We start from the raw sequence: 19179 nt of genomic DNA, 5'->3' as shown, positions 1-19179 counted from the left end.
GGGCAACGCTAATAGACCGGCGAGTCGACAAGTTCAATGACGCGCGTGGATGACCGAAACAAACTCACCCACGCACCACGTTCAAAGAATCACCCGACGGAAATCCGCCAGAATCCCCGACAAATACGCATTGAAGCGCGCAGCTTCCGCCCCGTCGATGACGCGATGGTCATAGGAGAGCGAAAGCGGCAGCGTCAGGCGCGGCACGAACTGCTTGCCGTCCCAGACCGGCTTCATGGCGCCCCGCGACAACCCGAGAATCGCGACTTCCGGCGCGTTGATGATCGGCGTGAAATTCGTGCCGCCGATCCCGCCGAGCGACGAAATCGAGAAGCAGCCGCCCTGCATCTGATCGGGCTTCAGCTTGCCGTCGCGCGCCGCCTTCGACAGGTCCGCCATTTCCTTCGCGATGTCGAGCAGGCCCTTCTTGTCGCAATCGCGAATGACCGGGACCATCAGGCCATTCGGCGTATCGGCGGCGAAACCGACGTTGTAATACTGCTTGAATACGAGGTTGTCGCCGTCGAGACTCGCGTTGAACGTCGGAAACTTCTTAAGCGCCGATACAACCGCCTTGATGACGAACGCGAGCATCGTGATCTTGATGCCGGCCTTCTCGTTCTCCTTGTTCAGCTTCACGCGCAGCGCTTCCAGCTCGGTGATGTCCGCTTCGTCGTTGTTCGTAACGTGCGGGATCATGACCCAGTTGCGATGCAGGTTCGCGCCCGAAATCTTCTTGATGCGCGAGAGCGGCTTGGGCTCGACCGGACCGAACTTCGTGAAGTCGACCTTCGGCCACGGCAGCAGGCCCAACTCGCCGCCGCCACCGCCAGCCGGTGCGGCAGCCGCCGCCGGCGCCTTGCCCTGGCCGGACATCACGCCCTTGACGAACGCGGTGATATCGCCTTGCGTGATGCGTCCCTTCGGACCCGAACCCGTGACGCGCGACACGTCGACGCCCAGTTCGCGAGCGAACTTGCGCACCGACGGCGACGCGTGGCTCGACGTGTGCGTGCCGTCGCCGGCAGGCATCGCGGGCGCTTGAGCGAGCGCGGACGGTGCTTCCTTCTGCGCGGCGGGCTTCGCGGGCGCATCGGACGGAACGGTTTTCGGCTCTTCCTGCTTCGCGGCGGGAGCGGCCGGCGCGACAGCAGCACCGCCACCGCCTTCCAGCACGACGATCAGCGTGCCTTCGGAGACCGTGTCGCCGAGCTTGACCTTCAGTTCCTTGACCGTGCCGGCGGCGGGCGATGGCACGTCCATCGTCGCCTTGTCGGATTCGAGCGTGATGAGCGACTGCTCTTTCTCGACCTTGTCGCCGACCTTCACCCCGATCTCGATGACCGGAATATCCGTGAAATCGCCGATGTCCGGCACTTTCACGTCGATCGTGCCGCCGCCCGATGCGGGAGCCGCCGCAGCAGCAGGCGCCGCTTCGGCCTTCGCGGGCGCAGCGGCCGGAGCAGCCGCGGAAGACCCCGCGTTCGCGCCGCCTTCCAATACGACGATCAGCGTGCCTTCCGACACGTTGTCGCCGATCTTGACCTTCACTTCCTTGACGGTGCCAGCGGCTGAACTGGGCACGTCCATCGTGGCCTTGTCGGATTCGAGCGTGACGAGCGACTGCTCCTTCTCGACGGTGTCGCCCGCCTTCACGTGAATTTCGATGACCGGGATATCGGAGAAATCGCCGATATCCGGCACTTTGATTTCGATCGCTTGACTCATTATTAGTGTCTCCTGAGTTGCACGGCGCGCCGCTTCGCTTCGAAGCGGCGCGCCGTCACAACGCTCGGGGGCGATGCCTTTAGACGGTCATCGGGTTGGGTTTGGACGGGTCGAGGCTGTACTTCTTGATCGCCTCGCCGACGACCTTGCGGTCGATCGTGCCTTCGTCCGCGAGCGCGTTGAGCGCGGCGAGCGTGACCCAGTAGCGGTCGACTTCGAAGAAATGACGCAGCGCCTCACGCGTGTCCGAGCGGCCGAAGCCATCGGTGCCGAGCACGACGAACTTCTGCGGCACAAACGCACGGATCTGGTCGACGAGCGCGCGGATGTAGTCCGTCGATGCGATCACCGGGCCCGGCGCGTCCTTCAGCAGCTTCGTGACATGCGCGACCTTCTTCTCTTCGGTCGGATGCAGGAGGTTGTAGCGCTCGACGGCCTGGCCTTCGCGGGCCAGTTCCGTAAAGCTCGGCACGCTCCAGAGGTCGGCGGCGACGCCCCAGTCGGTCTTCAGCAGCTCGGCTGCGGCGATGACTTCGTTGAAGATGGTGCCCGCGCCCATCAGTTGCACGCGCGGCGCCTTCTTGTCGGCCTCGGCCTTCCTGAACGCGTACATGCCCTTGATGATGTCCGCGGCAACCGACTCGCTTTCCGGGATCGCCGGATGCTCGTAGTTCTCGTTCATCACCGTGATGTAGTAGTACACGTCCTCCTGGTCCGCCACCATGCGGCGCAGGCCGTCCTGCATGATCACGGCGAGTTCGTAGCCGAACGTCGGGTCGTAGCTCACGCAGTTCGGGATCGATGCCGCCCACAGGAGCGAATGGCCGTCCTCGTGCTGCAGGCCTTCGCCGTTCAGCGTCGTGCGACCTGCCGTACCGCCGAGCAGGAAGCCGCGCGAACGCATGTCGCCCGCCGCCCATGCCAGATCGCCGATACGCTGGAAGCCGAACATCGAATAGAAGATGTAGAACGGGATCATGATCTCGCCGTGCGTCGAATACGACGTCGCGGCCGCGATCCAGTCACACATCCCGCCAGCTTCGTTGATGCCTTCCTGCAGGATCTGCCCGCTTTCCGACTCGCGATAGAACATGAGCTGGTCGGAATCTTCCGGCACGTACTTCTGGCCTTCCTGGTTCCAGATACCGATCTGGCGGAACAGGCCCTCCATGCCGAACGTACGCGATTCGTCCGGGACGATCGGCACGATGCGCTTGCCGAGCGCCTTGTCCTTCAGGAGGATGTTCAGGACGCGCACGAACGCCATCGTCGTGGAGATCTCGCGGCCCGGGCCCGTCCCCTTCAGCACCGCCTCGAACGCCGACAGTTCCGGCACCGGCAGCGATTCCGCCTTCTCGCGACGCGTCGGCAGATAACCGCCGAGGGCCTGACGCTGGGCGCGCATGTACTCGAGTTCCTTCGAGTCTTCCTCGAAGGTGAGGTACGGCACGTCCTCGATCTTGTCGTCCGGAATCGGCAGCTTGAACTGGTCGCGGAATTTCTTCAGCGTCTCGATCGGCAGCTTCTTCTGCTGGTGGGTGATGTTCATCGCCTGACCGTGCTCGCCCATGCCGTAGCCCTTGATGGTCTTGGCAAGGATGACAGTCGGCGCGTGCGTCGCCTTCTGCGCCTGGTCGTACGCCGCGTAGATCTTGTGCGGATCGTGGCCGCCACGGTTCAGGTTCCAGATGTCTTCATCGGACCAGTCCGAGACGAGCGCCTTCAGTTCCGGCGTGTTGAAGAAGTGCTCGCGAACGAACGCGCCCGACTCCGACTTGTACGTCTGATATTCGCCGTCGACGACTTCCATCATGCGACGCATCAGCGCGCCGGTCTTGTCGCGGGCGAAGAGCGCATCCCAGCGGCTGCCCCACACCACCTTGACCACGTTCCAGCCGGCGCCGCGGAATTCCGATTCCAGTTCCTGGATGATCTTGCCGTTGCCGCGCACCGGGCCGTCGAGACGCTGCAAGTTGCAGTTGATCACGAACACGAGGTTGCCGAGCCGCTCGCGGCCGGCCATGCCGATCGCGCCGAGCGATTCCGGCTCGTCGGTTTCGCCGTCGCCGAGGAACGCCCAGACCTTGCGGCCGGCCGTCTTCACGATGCCACGGGCTTCCATGTACTTCATGAAGCGCGCCTGATAGATCGCCATGATCGGGCCCAAGCCCATCGAGACGGTCGGGAACTGCCAGAAATCAGGCATCAGCCACGGATGCGGATACGACGAGATGCCCTCGCCGCCCACTTCCTGGCGGAAGTTGTTCAGTTGCTTTTCAGTGAGGCGCCCGAGCAGGAACGCGCGCGAATACACGCCCGGCGACGAGTGGCCCTGCACGAACACGAGGTCGCCGCCGTGATCCTTCGAAGGGGCGTGCCAGAAGTGGTTGAACCCGACGTCGTACAACGTGGCAGCGGAAGCGAACGAAGCGATGTGGCCGCCGACGTTCGTGTCCTTGCCGGCGCGCAGCACCATCGCGATGGCGTTCCAGCGCGTGTACGAGCGGATGCGGTGTTCGAGGTCCTGATCGCCCGGAATCTTCGCCTGGTTGGCGACGGGGATCGTGTTGATGTAGGGGGTGTTCGCGGAAAAAGGCAGATGTTCGCCGTGGACGCGGGCAAACTCGATTTGTTTCTCGATCAGGTAATGCGCGCGATCAGGGCCAACTGCCGAAATCACGCCGTCTAGCGCTTCGAGCCACTCGGCGGTTTCCTGGGGATCGTCGTCGTTGGCATTGGCGACATATTTCAGAACTTCGTCGGGTACAGCGGACATGCTCGTCTCCTGATTTGAGGAACGCTCTATGAACTGACATCACGCGCCAATACGGCGCCGGCCGCGTGCGGCAATTCTAATGAGGGTCCGGACCATCACGCAAGGAATTTTTCAAATCACGGGATTGAATCTCATAATACGAAAAATTGCTGCGGCGCACCGTCCGGCAAGACTTTTTCGGTAGACGTTTCGCTCCCTTGCGACCATTTGAAGGCTGTTTCCTGTCTTTCTACGCCATTTAACAATCAAACGCTGCGTTACAATTGCCGCCATGTTGACCGATCGGCTTTTCGCACGTTCGGCGCGGTCGTCGCGCAAGCCGACAGACTCGTCGCCGTCCCGCTGGCACCACGGACCGTGGTGGTCGAACTCCTATTTACTCACGCCGCTCATTTCGATCCTGGTCTTTCTGATCGTGATGAGCCTGATCTTGTGGAGTCTCAATCGGCGCGAGCAGCAGCAACAGGAAGACACGCTTTACAGAAACGTCGCGTGGGCCCAGCAGCAGATTCGTCTTTCCATGACGGGAGCGCAAGAACAAATTCAGGCGCTCGCTCGCGACATCGCCACCGGACACGGTGATCCGCAGACGTTCCAGACCTCCTCCACCGACATCATGCAGGGTCATCCCGAGATCCTGTACATGAACTGGTATACGAGCGAGCACAAGCCGCGCTGGCCCAACACGCCTTTGCCGGTATTGGGTTCTCGCCTGGCCAAGCCGAACGAAACGCAGATGGACGAAGCCGTCCAGGCCGCCTTCGACGAAGCGCGCACGACGCGCCGCCAGGTCTATTCCCCCCTTCTCTACGACGATCTCGGCAACGGCTACATCACGCTGCAGACGCCGGTTTTTCGCGACCGCGAATTCCTCGGATCGATCGCGGCGGTGTTTTCGATCGAAGGGATCCTGAAGCACGACATTCCGAGCGAGCTGTCGGCGAAGTACAAGATTTCGATCACCGATCTCAACAACCGCGAACTCGCCACCACGTCGAGCCGTCCGCGCCTGCCGCGCGACATGTTCTACGACCTGCCGCTCGATCCGCCGGGACAAGGCGTGTCGGTGCGCGTGTATTCGTACCCGCAGCTCACGAATTTCACGAACAACACGCTCGTGTGGCTCGTGGCGGGTCTGTCGTGCTTCGTGCTGTGGAGTCTGTGGAGCCTCTGGAAGCACACCCGGCAGCGTTTCGAGGCGCAGCAGGCGCTTTATGCCGAAGCGTTTTTCCGCCGCGCGATGGAAAACTCGGTACTGATCGGCATGCGCGTGCTCGACATGCACGGCCGCATCACGCACGTCAATCCTGCGTTCTGCCGGATGACCGGCTGGGACGAAAACGACCTCGTCGGCAAGACGAAGCCGTTTCCGTACTGGCCGCGCGACGCGTATCCCGAAATGCAGCGCCAGCTCGACATGACGCTGCGCGGCAAGGCGCCATCGTCCGGCTTCGAATTGCGCGTGCGCCGCAAGGACGGCTCGTTCTTCCACGCGCGGCTCTACGTGTCGCCGCTGATCGACAGCTCCGGGCGGCAGACCGGCTGGATGTCGTCGATGACGGACATCACCGAGCCCAAACGCGCGCGCGAAGAACTCGCCGCCGCGCACGAGCGCTTCACGACAGTGCTCGAAAGCCTCGATGCCGCCGTCTCCGTGCTCGCCGCCGACGAAGCCGAACTGCTCTTCGCGAACCGCTATTACCGGCACCTGTTCGGCATCCGCCCGGACGGCCACCTGCAACTCGCGGGCGCGGGGTTCGACGGCGCACAGACATCGTCCGACACCATCGACATGGTAGATACCTATGCGGGCCTGCCCGCCACCGCGCTCACGGAGAGCTCGGCGGACGCGCAGGAAGTCTATGTCGACGGTATCCAGAAGTGGTTCGAAGTGCGGCGCCAGTACATTCAATGGGTAGACGGCCATCTCGCGCAGATGCAGATCGCAACCGACATCACGCAGCGCAAGCAGGCGCAGGAACTCGCGCATCAGCAGGAAGAAAAGCTCCAGTTCACGAGCCGGCTGATGACGATGGGCGAGATGGCGTCGTCGCTCGCGCACGAGCTGAACCAGCCGCTCGCCGCGATCAACAACTACTGCTCGGGCTGCGTCGCGATGGTGAAATCGGGCCGCATGACGCAGGAAAATCTGCTGCCCGTGCTCGAGAAAACCGCGCAGCAAGCCGTGCGCGCCGGGATGATCATCAAGCGCATCCGTGAATTCGTGAAGCGCAGCGAACCGAAGCGCCAGGCATCGCGCGTCGCCGATATCGTTGCCGATGCGGTCGGTCTCGCCGAGATCGAGGCAAGAAAGCGCAAGATCCGCATCGTGACGGAAATTCGTTCGCGCATGCCCGTGATCTACGTCGATCCGGTCTTGATCGAGCAAGTATTGGTGAACCTGTTGAAAAACGCGGCCGAAGCGATGCATGATGCGAAACCGAATGCCGTCGATCCGGTGATTCGCGTGATCGTGCAACGCACCGACGGCAACTTCGTGTGCGTGAGCGTCGTGGACCAGGGTCCGGGCGTCGACGAAGCCACCGCCGAGCGCCTTTTCGAGCCGTTCTACAGCACCAAGTCCGACGGCATGGGCATGGGGCTGAACATTTGCCGTTCGATCATCGAATCGCATCGCGGACGCCTTTGGGTGGTCAATAACGTCGAATCCGACGGCCACGTCACTGGCGCCACGTTCCACTGCAGTCTGCCGATTGGAGAGTCCGACAGCCCGAGCAACGGCGGGCAGGACGCTCTCGATGAACACACCAGACAACAAACCGTTACGGGAGAGCTATGAGCAGTCCAGTTACCACCCAGGAAACCGTCTTCGTCGTCGACGATGACGAGGCCGTGCGCGATTCTTTGCGCTGGCTGCTCGAGGCCAATGGCTATCGCGTGCAGTGTTTCGCGAGCGCGGAGACCTATCTCGACGCCTATCTGCCGATCGCGCATTCCGGCGCGATCTCGTGCCTGATCCTCGACGTGCGCATGGCCGGCATGACGGGCCTCGAATTGCAGGAACGCCTGATCGCAGAGAATTCGCTGCTGCCGATCATCTTCGTGACGGGTCACGGCGACGTGCCGATGGCCGTCTCGACCATGAAAAAAGGCGCGATGGACTTCATCGAAAAGCCGTTTGACGAAGCCGAGCTGCGCAAGCTCGTGGAGCGCATGCTGGAAAAGGCGCGCAGCGAGAGCACGAGCGTACAGCAGCAGCGCGCGGCCGCCGAGCGTCTCGGCAAGCTGACGGCGCGCGAACATCAGGTGCTCGAACGGATCATCGCGGGGCGCCTGAACAAGCAGATCGCCGATGATCTCGGCATCAGCATCAAGACGGTGGAAGCGCACCGCGCGAACATCATGGAGAAGCTGAGCGTGAATACCGTCGCCGATCTTCTCAGACTCGCGCTGTCGAACAAGCCGCAGCAGTAAGCCTCTTCGCAACGCACGTTGCACGCGCGCCGGATGAGTCAAGGTCCGGCGCGCTTCGTGTTTCTCCCCTCCCGTCAACTCCTCTTTTCCTAGTTCCCGCGTTTTCGGAAACGTGATATTTCTGCATTCACGTTGACACGACGTGTCCCCGGCCCTAATTTGGCCGAACCGAAACTTCAGGAACCGGGTCATGCGCAATCAGGCGCCCATTCACGCCTCATCTTCGCCAGCAAACGTTTCGGTCGCCGATATTGTTCCGCTTGTCCCCGGCCGGCGTGCTCTCGTGTTCGCTGCGCGCGCGCTTTCTTCCCCAGCATCGAATTTTCCCGCTGCAGTGCAGGCCCGCCCCATTCCCGGCGACGCCCGCGTGAGCGCCCCGTCATCGGCTGTCGCCGCGCGCGACGGCCGGGAGGACCCGATCGTGACTCGAATCCGCCCACTCGCCGATGCCCGTCCGGCCGCGCGCGTCCTGCTGCTGTGCGCGGCCCTCTGCGCTTCGCCGATGCTCGCGCTCCACGCGACGCCCACTCTCGCGCAGACGCAGACGCAGGCGCAGCCGAGCGCGCCGGCGGCCGCGAAACTCTCGAAGCAGCAGCTCGACTCGTTGACCGCCCCCATCGCGCTCTACCCCGACGCGCTGCTCGCGCAGGTGCTGATGGCGACGACGTATCCGTCGGAAGTGACCGCGGCGGCGGCGTGGTCGAGCGCGCACACGAACGTCAAGGGCGACGATGCGGTGAAGGCCGTCGCCTCGGAGCCGTGGGACCCGAGCGTGCAATCGCTCGTGGCGTTCCCCCAGGTCCTCGCGACGATGAACTCGAAGCCCGACTGGGTCTCGCAACTCGGCAACGCGTTCCTCGCGCAGCCGAACGACGTGATGGATTCCGTGCAGCGGCTGAGAAAGCAGGCGCAGCAAGCCGGCAACCTGAAGACGAACGAGCAGCAGAAGGTGGTCGTCGAGCAGAGCACGATTCAGATCGTGCCGGCGAATCCGCAAGTCGTGTACGTGCCGACTTATAACCCGACGGTCGTCTACGGCGCGTGGGCGTATCCCGCTTATCCGCCGGTCTACATTCCGCCGCCGGTCGGCTACTACGCCGGCTCGGCGCTGGTCGCCGGGCTCGCGTTCGGCACGGGCATAGCGATCACGAATGCGCTCTGGGGCGGCTTCAACTGGAATTCGCACGACGTCAACGTGAACGTCAACCGCTATAACAACATCAACGTGAACAACCGGCTGAACGCGAACAACACGACGGCGAACTGGAACCGCAACGACCCGCAGTTCAATCGCAACGTCGATCGCAGCAACCGGCAGAACAACCTCAACACGGGCAACATCGGCAGCGGGAATCGCGCGCAAGCCGACCAGTTCCGCGGCCGCGAAGACCCGCGCGCGCAGGCGCGGCAGACGCTGGAAACGCGTACCGGGCAGGATGTCACCGGCTCCGCGAGCCAGCGCGTGCAGGACATCAAGCAGGGTGGCGAGCGCGGCAATCGCGGCGGGGCCGGAGGTGCTGGGGGTGCTGGGGGTGCTAACCGCAACGATCTGCAGCAGCGCGCGCAGGGCGTGAATCGCGACAACGCGTTGCGCGGCGCCGGCGACGGCGATGCCGCTCGGCGCGACATGCAGCGCGGCCAGGCGAGCCGCGACCAGCTTGCCAACCGTGGCGGAGGCGGAGGCAACCTCGGAGCGGGTGGTGGCGGACGTGAATTCGGAGGCGGTGGCGGCGGTGGCGGCCGTGAATTCGGCGGTGGAGGCGGCGGCATGCGCGGAGGCGGAGGCGGATTTGGCGGCGGACACGGCGGCGGCATGCGCCGCCGGTAGTCCCGTACACGCCTCAAACCCTCGCCCAACCCGATTCAGGAGCCCGTGATGAGTCACACACCCGTACACGCCACATCGAAGAAACTGCGCGCACGCGCCATCGCGTGGGTCGCGGCGGCCGCGTTCGGCGCGTTTTCTGCGCCTGCCATCCACGCACAAGCCGTCTACCCGACGCCCGACGCCGCCGCCGACGCCTTCGCCGACGCCCTCGCCACCAGCGACCACGCCGCCTTGCGCCACGTACTCGGCAACGACTACCCGCGCTTCATCCCGACCGACGACATCGGCGAGCAGGATATCTACGATTTCCTCGGCGCGTGGTCGAAGGAGCACAAGATCGTCAATGACGCCGCCCCGCTCGGCGGCGCGGCGCGCGCGCACGTCGAGGCGGGCGGCAACGGCTGGACGCTGCCGATCCCGCTCGTGCAGGGATCAAAAGGATGGAAGTTCGACCTGCCCGCCGCGCGCGACGAAATCCTGACGCGGCGCATCGGCCGCAACGAGCGCTCGGTGATGCTCGCGGCGCTCGGCTACGTCGACGCCCAGCGCGATTACCAGAAGCAGCAGCAGCACTACGCGCAGCGCTTCGTCAGCACGCCGGGCAAGCGCGACGGCCTTTACTGGGACAGCGCGCCCGGCGAGCCCGAAAGCCCGCTCGGGCCACTCGCCGCGACGATGCCGAACCACACCCTCCCCGCCGATGCCTATCACGGCTATCACTACAAGATCCTGACCGCGCAGGGGCCGAGCGCGCAGGGCGGCGCGCAGAACTACGTGAGCGACGGCGAGATGTCGAAGGGATTCGGCCTCGTCGCGTGGCCGGCCGAGTATGGCAAGACGGGCGTGATGACTTTCATCGTCAATCAGGACGGGCGGGTTTATCAGAAGAACCTCGGGCGATCGACGGCGAAGGCCGCCGCCGCGCTGCGGACCTTCAATCCCGACGATACCTGGCAGCCCGTTTCGCCCTGATCGACCAGTCGCAGAGGCCCCTTTTTGGGGCCTTTTACATTTCAGCGGCCAAGAATCCGCTCAAGGCAGGCCAACCACCCGAAGCGGTATAATTTCGGCCTTCCCCATCAGCGCCTTCCGAAAAGCGCCCCGCACCCGTTCGGACGATTCCGGAAGCGCTTCGCGCGTGCCGCTCAAGGCCGCCGCGCCGCCCCACTTGCCTACTCTCGACCGACTCACGATGACTGCCCAACTGATCGACGGCACCGCCCTTTCCAAGAAACTTCGCGCCGATGTCGCCACCCGCGCCGCCGCTCTCACCGCTCGCGGACATCAGCCGGGTCTCGCCGTCGTGCTCGTCGGCGACAATCCGGCGAGCGAGGTCTACGTGCGCAACAAGGTGAAGGCGTGTCAGGACAACGGCCTCCATTCGGTGTTCGACCGTTTCCCCGCGACGCTTTCCGAAGCCGATCTCCTCGCGCACATCGACGTGCTGAACCGCAATCCGAAGATCCACGGCATTCTCGTGCAGTTGCCGCTGCCGGCGCACATCGACAGCCACAAGGTCATCGAGGCGATCGCGCCCGAAAAGGACGTCGACGGGTTCCACGTCGCGAACGCAGGCGCGCTGCTCACCGGCAAGCCGCTCTTTCGCCCGTGCACGCCGTATGGCGTGATGAAAATGTTCAAGGAATACGAGATTCCGCTTCAGGGCGCGAACGCGGTCGTGATCGGCCGCTCGAACATCGTCGGCAAACCGATGGCGCTGCTGCTGCTCGAAGCCGGCGCGACTGTCACGATCTGTCACAGCAAGACGCGCGATCTGGCCGCGCATACGAGGAACGCGGACGTGGTGGTCGCGGCGGTCGGGCGACGCAACGTGCTGACGGCCGACATGGTGAAGCCGGGCGCGACGGTGATCGACGTCGGCATGAATCGCGACGACGCGGGCAAACTGTGCGGCGACGTCGATTTCGCGGGCATGCTCGACGTGGCCGGCTTCATCACGCCGGTGCCGGGCGGCGTCGGCCCGATGACGATCACGATGCTGCTCGTCAACACGATCGAGGCCGCCGAGCGGGCGGCGCTTGACTGAGCGCTAACGCCGCTGGGCGTTCAAAATCGCATCTGTAGGCAGAATCGATTGGAAATTGCCCGCGTCGCCCCAATAATGATTCCCTGACGTTCGCATGCGATTCATCACTCTAAACGCGCAGCGAACGACCGAAACAAGGGCGGACCCGCCCCTTTTACACGAGACCGGGAGAGCCATGAGCGACACCACGTTAGCCACGTCAGCAACCCACGCCAACCCGCTGCTCGATTTCTCCGACTTGCCGCGTTTCGGCGAGATCAAACCCGAACACGTCACGCCGGCGCTCGACGAACTGCTCGCCGCCGCGAAGGCCGCTGTCGATCACGCGAGCTCGCCCGATACCCCCGCCACCTGGAAGGACATCGTCGGATCGGTCGAGAGCGCGTCCGAACGGCTGTCGCGCGCGTGGGGCGTCGCGGGCCATCTGAACGCCGTCGCCGATACGCCAGAACTGCGCGCCGCCTACGGCGAAAACCTGCCGCGCGTGACGGAATTCTGGGCGAGCGTCGGCCAGAATCTCGCGCTTTACGAGAAGTACAAGGCGATCGCCGCCGGTGAGGAATTCGCGGGACTCTCGAAAGAGCGCAAGAAGATTCTCGAAAATTCGCTGCGCAGCTTCCGCCTCTCCGGCGCCGAACTGCCCGAAGATCGCAAGCCGCGCTTCGCGCAATTGCAGGAAGAACAGGCGGCGCTCTCGAAGGCGTTCTCCGACCACGTTCTCGATGCGACCAACGCGTTCGCCTACATCGTCACGAAGGAAAGCGAGCTGGCGGGCCTGCCGGAAGACGTGATCCAGGCGGCGCGCGAAGCCGCGCAGAAAGACGGCAAGGACGGCTGGAAATTCACGCTGCATTTCCCGTCGTATTTCCCTGTGATGCAGTACGCCGAGCACCGGCCGCTGCGCGAAGCGATGTATCGCGCGTACGTGACGCGCGCGTCCGAACTCGGCGAGATGTACGGCAACGGCAAAGCCGAATGGGATAACACCGCGAACGTCGCCGAGCATCTGAAGCTGCGCGCTGAAGAGGCGCACACGCTCGGCTATCAGAATTTCGCAGAAGTATCGCTGGCGCCGAAGATGGCGGAATCGCCCGCGCAGGTCATCTCGTTTCTCGAAGACCTGGCGAAGCGCGCGCGCCCGCACGGCGAAAACGACTGGATGGAGTTGCGCGCGTTCGCCGCGACCGAACTCGGCATGCCGGAACTGCTGCCGTGGGACGCGACCTTCGCCGCCGAGCGCCTGCGCCAGCAGCGCTATTCGTTCTCGGAAAACGAGGTGAAGCAGTACTTCCCGCAGGAAGCGGTGTTGAAGGGCTTGTTCAAAGTCACCGAGACGCTCTTCGGCGTGTCGATCCGGCGCGACGAAGCGGCGGTCTGGAATCCGGAAGTGCGGTTTTTCCGCGTCGAGAACAAGGAGGGCGCGCTGATCGCGCAGTTCTATCTCGACCTCTACGCGCGTGAAGGCAAGCGCGGCGGCGCCTGGATGGACGATGCGCGCTCGCGTCACAAACTCACGAGCGGCGACGTGCAGACGCCCGTCGCGTACCTGACGTGCAATTTCTCCGCGCCGGTCGGCGGCAAGCCCGCCTGCTTCACGCACGACGAAGTCATCACGCTTTTCCACGAATTCGGCCACGGGCTGCATCACATGCTGACGCGCGTCGATGAAATGGGCGTATCGGGCATCAACGGCGTCGAGTGGGATGCGGTCGAACTGCCGTCGCAGTTCATGGAAAACTTCGCGTGGGAGTGGGACGTGCTGACCGACATGTCCGCCCACGTCGATACCGGCGCCCCGCTGCCGCGCGATCTCTTCGACAAGATGCTCGCCGCGAAAAACTTCCAGAGCGGCCTGGGCACGCTGCGCCAGATTGTGTTCTCGATGTTCGACATGGTGCTGCACACGTCCTACGACCCTGCGCGCGACGAAGGCAAGAGCGTCACCGACGTCGCCCGCGAGATCAACGAGAAGTTCCACGTCGTGCCGCAGGCGCCGTTCTCGCGCTGGCCCAACACGTTCAGTCACGTGTTCGCGGGCGGTTACGCGGCCGGCTACTACAGCTACAAGTGGGCGGAAGTGCTCTCGGCGGATGCTTATGCGGCGTTCGAGGAAGCGGCGCAGTCGTCGAATCGTTCGGTGCTCGATGCCGAGACCGGCATCCGCTATCGCCGCGAAATTCTGGAGGTGGGCGGCAGCCGGCCCGCAATGGAATCGTTCAAGGCGTTCCGCGGACGCGAACCGAACATCGACGCGTTGCTGCGCCATAACGGCATGACAGCCGACGCGGTGCATACGCGCGTCGATTGAGGTGACGTTTCAAAGGCCGTTCCGGCGTGAGTCGGGACGGCCTTTTTCTGCTCAGCGCTCCAGCCTGAAATTCACCTCGGCGGGCCGCCCTTCGAGCGCCAGAGTGGCGCGCACCGGCGGCGAGCGGCTCACGATCTTCCCGCGCCGGATCACCGCCGTGCGCGCGGCTCGCAGCCGGATCGCTTCGATCGGATCGCGCGCGTCGAGCACGACGCAATCCGCGTTGCAGCCCACTTCGATACCGTACCCTTCGATGCCAAGAATCCGCGCAGGCGTCGTCGTGACGGCGTCGAACGCGGCGCGCATGCCGTCCACGCCCGTCATCTGCGCGACGTGCAGCCCCATGTGCGCGACTTCGAGCATGTCGCCGGAACCCAGGCTGTACCACGGGTCCATCACGCAATCGTGGCCGAACGCGACATCGACGCCCGCCGCGAGCAGTTCCGGCACGCGCGTCATGCCGCGCCGCTTCGGATACGTCTCGGCGCGGCCCTGCAGCGTGATGTTGATGAGCGGATTCGCGATCGCCGCGACGCCCGACTCGCGGATCAACGGAATCAGCTTGCTCACGTAGTAGTTGTCCATCGAATGCATCGACGTGAGGTGCGAGCCGGTCACGCGTCCTTGCAGGCCGAGCCGATGCGTCTCGGCCGCGAGCGTTTCGATGTGGCGCGACATCGGATCGTCGGTTTCGTCGCAGTGCATGTCCACGCGCAGGCCCTTCTCCGCCGCGAATTCGCAGAGCAGCTTCACCGACGCCGCGCCGTCCGCCATCGTGCGCTCGAAGTGCGGAATGCCGCCAACCACATCGACGCCGAGCGCAATCGCGCGCTTGAGGTTTTCGAAGGCGCCTGCGCTGCGCAGTATGCCGTCCTGCGGAAACGCGACGAGTTGCAGATCGAGATACGGTTTCACGCGACGTTTCACTTCGAGCAATGCCTCAACGGCGAGCAGACGCGGATCGCAGACATCGACGTGCGAGCGAATCGCGAGCAAGCCGCGCGCGACGGCCCAGTCGCAGTACTGCATCGCGCGCTCGACGAGCGCTTCCTGCGTCAGGTCCGGCTTCAGTTCGCCCCACAGCGCGATGCCTTCGAGCAGCGTCCCCGACGCGTTCACGCGCGGCAAGCCGTAGGACAGCGTCGCGTCCATGTGGAAATGCGCGTCGACGAAGGGCGCGGTGACGAGCGAACCGTTGGCGTCGATTTCCTCGCGGGCGGTGGCTTCCAGTCGCGGCTCGATCGCGGCGATGCGCCCCGCTTCCATGCCGATGTCGACCAGTTCGCGGGAACGTACAGTCGCCGCGCGTCGAATGATGAGGTCCATACAATTCCTTGAGCGGTTGGGCTTTTCGGGATGATTGTAGCGGGACAAAATCGCCTGGCTGTCGTGTATGCGCCGGACGGTTATCATTCCCGCCAACGCCTTTCCACTCTTTCGACCCACGCATGAAAATAGCCACCTGGAACGTCAATTCCCTGAAAGTCCGCCAGCAGCACGTCCTCGACTGGCTTCAGTTGAGCCAGGCCGACGTCCTGTGTCTGCAGGAACTCAAGCTCACCGACGACAAATTCCCCCGCACCGACTTCGAAGCGGCCGGCTACAAGAGCTGGTTCGCCGGCCAGAAGACGTACAACGGCGTCGGCATCCTGGTGCGCGACGGCGTATCGGTCGATGAAGGCAGCGTCGTGCGCAACATCCCCGGCTTCGACGATCCGCAGCAACGCGTGATCGCGGCGACGATCAACGGCGTGCGGATCGTGTCGGCGTATTTTCCGAACGGGCAGGCTGTAGGCAGCGAGAAATTCGCCTACAAGATGCGCTGGCTCGACGCGCTGCACGACTGGCTCATTGACGAGATAAAGGCGCACCCGAAGCTCGCGCTCCTCGGCGATTACAACATCGCGCCCGAAGACCGCGACGTGCACGATCCGAAAGCGTGGGAAGGCCAGAATCTCGTGTCGCCGGAAGAGCGCGCGCAGTTCGTGCGGCTCGTCGGGCTCGGCCTGACAGATTCCTTCCGACAGTTCGAGCAGCCCGAAAAACTCTTTACGTGGTGGGATTACCGGATGCTCGCATTCCGCCGCAATGCGGGTCTGCGGATCGATCACATTTTGTTGTCGGCCGAACTTGCCGCGACGTGCTCGGCCTGCGAAGTCGACAAGGTGCCGCGCAAGTGGGAGCAGCCGTCGGATCACGCGCCCGTGATCGCGACGATCGGCTGATTTTTTTGAGACGCCCGGGAATCAGGCGTCGAGATGTAGTTCCTGGATCTTGCGTGTGATCGTATTGCGTCCGATGCCGAGCCGCTCCGCCGCCTCGACCTTGCGGCCGCGCGTGAAATCGAGCGCCTCGCGGATCACGGCTGCCTCGAACCGGCGCGCGAGTTCGTCCATGACATCGGCCGTGTTCTCGCGCAACAGCCGCGCGACTTCCGTGCGCAAACCGTTCTCCCACACGCTGACCGGCACGCCCGGCGGCGCGGCGTTGAGCGTCGCCGGCGCGCTCGACGTGCCGTTCAGCCCTGCGCTGGATAACACCGCGCCGCTCGTCTCCGAATTCGCCGTGAGCGACGTGCTCTCGCCGGCATATTCCTGCGTCGGCGTGAGATCGGGCGGCAGGTCCTTCTGCTCGATCGTCTGCGCGGGCGCCATCACCGTCAGCCAGTTGCACAGGTTTTCGAGCTGCCGCACGTTGCCCGGAAACGGCAGCGAAGCGAGATAAGCCAGCGCCTCTTCCGACACGCGTTTCGGCTCGACGCCGAGATCGCGCGCGCTTTTCTGCAGGAAGTGGCGCGTGAGCAGCGGAATGTCTTCGCTGCGCTCGCGCAGCGCGGGCAATCGCAGCCGGATCACGTTGAGACGGTGATACAGGTCCTCGCGAAACAGCCCTTGCCGCACGCGCGATTCGAGATTCTGGTGCGTCGCGGCGATCACGCGGACGTTCGCCTTCAGCGGATTGTGGCCGCCGACGCGATAAAACTGCCCGTCCGACAAAACGCGCAACAGCCGCGTCTGCAGGTCGAACGGCATGTCGCCGATTTCGTCGAGAAAGAGCGTGCCGTTCTCCGCCTGCTCGAAGCGGCCCTGGCGCATCGCCTGCGCGCCGGTAAACGCGCCGCGCTCGTGACCGAAGAGTTCGGATTCCAGCAGGTCCTTCGGGATCGCCGCGGTATTGAGCGCGATGAACGGGCCGTTCGCGCGCGGGCTATGTCGGTGCAGCGCACGGGCGACAAGCTCCTTTCCGGTGCCTGATTCGCCCGTGATGAGCACGGTGGCGGCCGAATGCGACAGACGTCCGATTGCGCGGAACATGTCCTGCATCGCCGGCGCCTGGCCCAGCATCTCGGGCGTCTCGGTGACGCGGTCGTCATAGGCCGCTTCGCCACGCATGCTTTCGTCGACGGCGCGGCGGATCAGCTCCACCGCCTTGTCGACGTCGAATGGTTTCGCGAGGTACTCGAACGCACCGCCCTGGAACGCAGCGACGGCGCTGTCGAGGTCCGAGAACGCGGTCATGATGATGACCGGCAGCCCCGGCAGCCGGTCGCGCACGGTTTGCAGCAACTCGAGCCCCGAGCCACCCGGCATGCGGATGTCGGAGACGAGCACTTGTGGGCTCTCCTGCTCGAGCGCGGCGAGGGCGTCGCGCACGCCGGAAAAGCTGCGCGTCGCGAAATTCTCGCGTGCCAGGGCTTTTTCGAGCACCCAGCGGATGGATTGGTCGTCGTCTACTATCCAGATCGGCTTCATATCGTTCGGCGAGAAGTCTTCGTGTGGTTCGGTGAGCCCGTCGAAACGGTCAGGCGTCAAAGCATGATTCGGAATGTTGGCTCTGGATAATCAACCTTCGGTCATGGGTCCCAGGTTAGCTTCCAAAAGGCAAAAGGATCGTGAACTCGGTGCAGCCCGGCCTGCTCTCCACTTCGATCAGTCCATCGTGCTGCTGCACGAACGACTGCGCGAGCGTGAGGCCAAGTCCGCTGCCGTCTTCCCGGCCCGACACGAGCGGATAAAAGATGCGGTCGCGGATATCGCCGGGGATGCCCGGGCCGTTGTCAGTGATATGCAAGTCCAGTGCCAGTTTGTGCAGGCGCTTGCCGATCGTGACCTTGCGCGCGATGCGCGTGCGCAATTCGATCTTCGCGTCGCCCTGCGAAATGCGTTCGCGCAGCGCTTCGGCCGCATTGCGCACGATGTTCAGCAGCGCCTGGATCAGTTGCTCCTTGTCGCCGCGCAGGTCGGGCACGGAGACGTCATAGTCGCGCTCGATCGTGAGGCCGCGCGGAAACTCCGCGAGGATCACCTGCCGCACGCGCTCGCAGACCTCGTGAATATTCACGTCGCCGACGATATGCGGATGCCGGTGCGGCTCCAGCAACCGGTCGACGAGCGTCTGCAGCCGGTCCGATTCCTTGATGATCACCTGCGTGTATTCGCGCAATTCGTCGCGTTCGCGCGCGCCGAGTTCGAATTCGAGCAGTTGCGCGGCACCGCGAATGCCCCCGAGCGGATTCTTGATCTCGTGCGCGAGATTGCGGATCAGTTGCTTGTTCACCGCGGTCAGGTCGTGAATGCGCTCCTCGCGATCACTTTTGAGATGCCGCTCGTTCTCGAAAAGCTCGAGCAGCACGTAGTCCGCCGCACTTTCGAGATACGCGACGACCGCATGCACATGCAGCGCCTCGCGTCCGGCGCGCTCGAGCACGGCGTCGAGATGGGTCGCGTTGAAACGGTTCTCGGCGATCGACGCAATCGTGCTCACCAGCTCCTCGGCGTTGGCGAAAAGCTCGGGCCAGTGCGTCTGCGTGAGCTGCTTGCGCGACATCTCCAGCATCGATTCCGCCGACGGATTCGCATACGCGACCTTCAGGTTGCGCTTGTCCAGCACCAGCACGACGGTCGGCAGCGCTTCGAGCCCCGGCAGCAAGCCGGTGTGCACGAGTTGCGCATCGTCCGATAACGCATCGGCCTGCGGCTTTCTCGACTTGATCAGATTCTTGAGCACCATCTTTGCGGTGAGGCCTCGCTCGTTAAGTCGGTATCTTGAAATTCAGC

The 19179-nt window shown here is 64.0% G+C and carries 12 protein-coding genes; 7 read left to right on the top strand and 5 right to left on the bottom strand.

The window, feature by feature from the left end:
* Positions 1 to 81: 81 nt before the first annotated feature.
* Both aceF and aceE read right to left on the bottom strand, forming a co-directional pair.
* Entirely contained in the window at positions 82 to 1728 is a 1647-nt protein-coding gene (gene aceF / locus AWB67_RS15625) for a dihydrolipoyllysine-residue acetyltransferase (RefSeq protein WP_087657159.1), read from the bottom strand.
* Between the two features lie 79 nt (positions 1729 to 1807).
* A complete protein-coding gene (aceE, locus tag AWB67_RS15620; RefSeq protein ID WP_087657158.1) occupies positions 1808 to 4504 on the bottom strand; it encodes a pyruvate dehydrogenase (acetyl-transferring), homodimeric type in 2697 nt (898 codons plus the stop codon).
* Between the two features lie 271 nt (positions 4505 to 4775).
* Here aceE and fixL point away from each other — a divergent pair, with 271 nt between their 5' ends.
* The 6 genes from fixL to AWB67_RS15590 all read left to right on the top strand — a co-directional run bounded on the left by fixL (position 4776) and on the right by AWB67_RS15590 (position 14122).
* Complete coding sequence (fixL, locus tag AWB67_RS15615) at positions 4776 to 7304, top strand: oxygen sensor histidine kinase FixL (RefSeq protein WP_087657157.1); 2529 nt, start codon at positions 4776 to 4778, stop codon at positions 7302 to 7304.
* Complete coding sequence (fixJ, locus tag AWB67_RS15610) at positions 7301 to 7939, top strand: oxygen response regulator transcription factor FixJ (RefSeq protein WP_087657156.1); 639 nt, start codon at positions 7301 to 7303, stop codon at positions 7937 to 7939. The genes fixL and fixJ overlap by 4 nt, the downstream gene beginning before the upstream one ends.
* Positions 7940 to 8441: 502 nt before the next feature.
* Entirely contained in the window at positions 8442 to 9767 is a 1326-nt protein-coding gene (locus tag AWB67_RS15605; protein ID WP_087657235.1) for a DUF3300 domain-containing protein, read from the top strand.
* Between the two features lie 48 nt (positions 9768 to 9815).
* Positions 9816 to 10739 carry a DUF2950 domain-containing protein gene (locus AWB67_RS15600; protein WP_087657155.1) on the top strand — a complete coding sequence of 308 codons (924 nt, stop codon included), beginning with the start codon at positions 9816 to 9818 and terminating at the stop codon, positions 10737 to 10739.
* 220 nt (positions 10740 to 10959) lie between these two features.
* The gene (gene folD, locus AWB67_RS15595; protein WP_087657154.1) at positions 10960 to 11814 is read left to right on the top strand and encodes a bifunctional methylenetetrahydrofolate dehydrogenase/methenyltetrahydrofolate cyclohydrolase FolD; all 855 of its coding nucleotides are present in this window, start codon (positions 10960 to 10962) and stop codon (positions 11812 to 11814) included.
* A gap of 175 nt (positions 11815 to 11989) precedes the next feature.
* Positions 11990 to 14122, top strand: a complete 2133-nt coding sequence (locus AWB67_RS15590) for a M3 family metallopeptidase (RefSeq protein ID WP_087657153.1) — start codon at positions 11990 to 11992, stop codon at positions 14120 to 14122.
* A 51-nt stretch (positions 14123 to 14173) separates the two neighbouring features.
* Here the strand turns inward: AWB67_RS15590 and AWB67_RS15585 are convergent, their stop codons facing one another.
* Positions 14174 to 15448: an amidohydrolase family protein gene (locus tag AWB67_RS15585; protein ID WP_087657152.1), complete on the bottom strand. Its 1275-nt coding sequence runs from the start codon at positions 15446 to 15448 to the stop codon at positions 14174 to 14176.
* A 122-nt stretch (positions 15449 to 15570) separates the two neighbouring features.
* Between AWB67_RS15585 and xth the strand changes: the two genes are divergently transcribed.
* Positions 15571 to 16347 (top strand): exodeoxyribonuclease III, encoded by a 777-nt coding sequence (gene xth, locus AWB67_RS15580; protein WP_087657151.1) that lies wholly within the window; start codon positions 15571 to 15573, stop codon positions 16345 to 16347.
* 21 nt (positions 16348 to 16368) lie between these two features.
* On the opposite strand, the gene ntrC is transcribed toward xth, so the two are convergent.
* On the bottom strand, positions 16369 to 17874 hold the full coding sequence (ntrC, locus tag AWB67_RS15575) for a nitrogen regulation protein NR(I) (RefSeq protein ID WP_087657234.1): 1506 nt from the start codon (positions 17872 to 17874) through the stop codon (positions 16369 to 16371).
* A 115-nt stretch (positions 17875 to 17989) separates the two neighbouring features.
* Positions 17990 to 19132, bottom strand: a complete 1143-nt coding sequence (gene glnL, locus AWB67_RS15570) for a nitrogen regulation protein NR(II) (RefSeq protein WP_087657150.1) — start codon at positions 19130 to 19132, stop codon at positions 17990 to 17992.
* Positions 19133 to 19179 lie beyond the last annotated feature (47 nt).

The organism is Caballeronia terrestris (assembly GCF_001544515.1).
In the GTDB taxonomy this organism is placed as follows: domain Bacteria; phylum Pseudomonadota; class Gammaproteobacteria; order Burkholderiales; family Burkholderiaceae; genus Caballeronia; species Caballeronia terrestris.
Note: the sequence above shows the minus strand (reverse complement) of the source record. Positions and strands in the feature narration are given on the sequence as shown.

Coding starts and splice junctions, on each gene's coding strand:
- glnL (WP_087657150.1), bottom strand. CDS start 19,132: ATGGTGCTCAAGAATCTGATCAAGTCGAGAAAGCCGCAGGCCGATGCG.
- AWB67_RS15605 (WP_087657235.1), top strand. CDS start 8,442: ATGCTCGCGCTCCACGCGACGCCCACTCTCGCGCAGACGCAGACGCAG.
- fixJ (WP_087657156.1), top strand. CDS start 7,301: ATGAGCAGTCCAGTTACCACCCAGGAAACCGTCTTCGTCGTCGACGAT.
- ntrC (WP_087657234.1), bottom strand. CDS start 17,874: ATGAAGCCGATCTGGATAGTAGACGACGACCAATCCATCCGCTGGGTG.
- folD (WP_087657154.1), top strand. CDS start 10,960: ATGACTGCCCAACTGATCGACGGCACCGCCCTTTCCAAGAAACTTCGC.
- AWB67_RS15585 (WP_087657152.1), bottom strand. CDS start 15,448: ATGGACCTCATCATTCGACGCGCGGCGACTGTACGTTCCCGCGAACTG.
- AWB67_RS15590 (WP_087657153.1), top strand. CDS start 11,990: ATGAGCGACACCACGTTAGCCACGTCAGCAACCCACGCCAACCCGCTG.
- AWB67_RS15600 (WP_087657155.1), top strand. CDS start 9,816: ATGAGTCACACACCCGTACACGCCACATCGAAGAAACTGCGCGCACGC.
- xth (WP_087657151.1), top strand. CDS start 15,571: ATGAAAATAGCCACCTGGAACGTCAATTCCCTGAAAGTCCGCCAGCAG.
- aceE (WP_087657158.1), bottom strand. CDS start 4,504: ATGTCCGCTGTACCCGACGAAGTTCTGAAATATGTCGCCAATGCCAAC.
- fixL (WP_087657157.1), top strand. CDS start 4,776: ATGTTGACCGATCGGCTTTTCGCACGTTCGGCGCGGTCGTCGCGCAAG.
- aceF (WP_087657159.1), bottom strand. CDS start 1,728: ATGAGTCAAGCGATCGAAATCAAAGTGCCGGATATCGGCGATTTCTCC.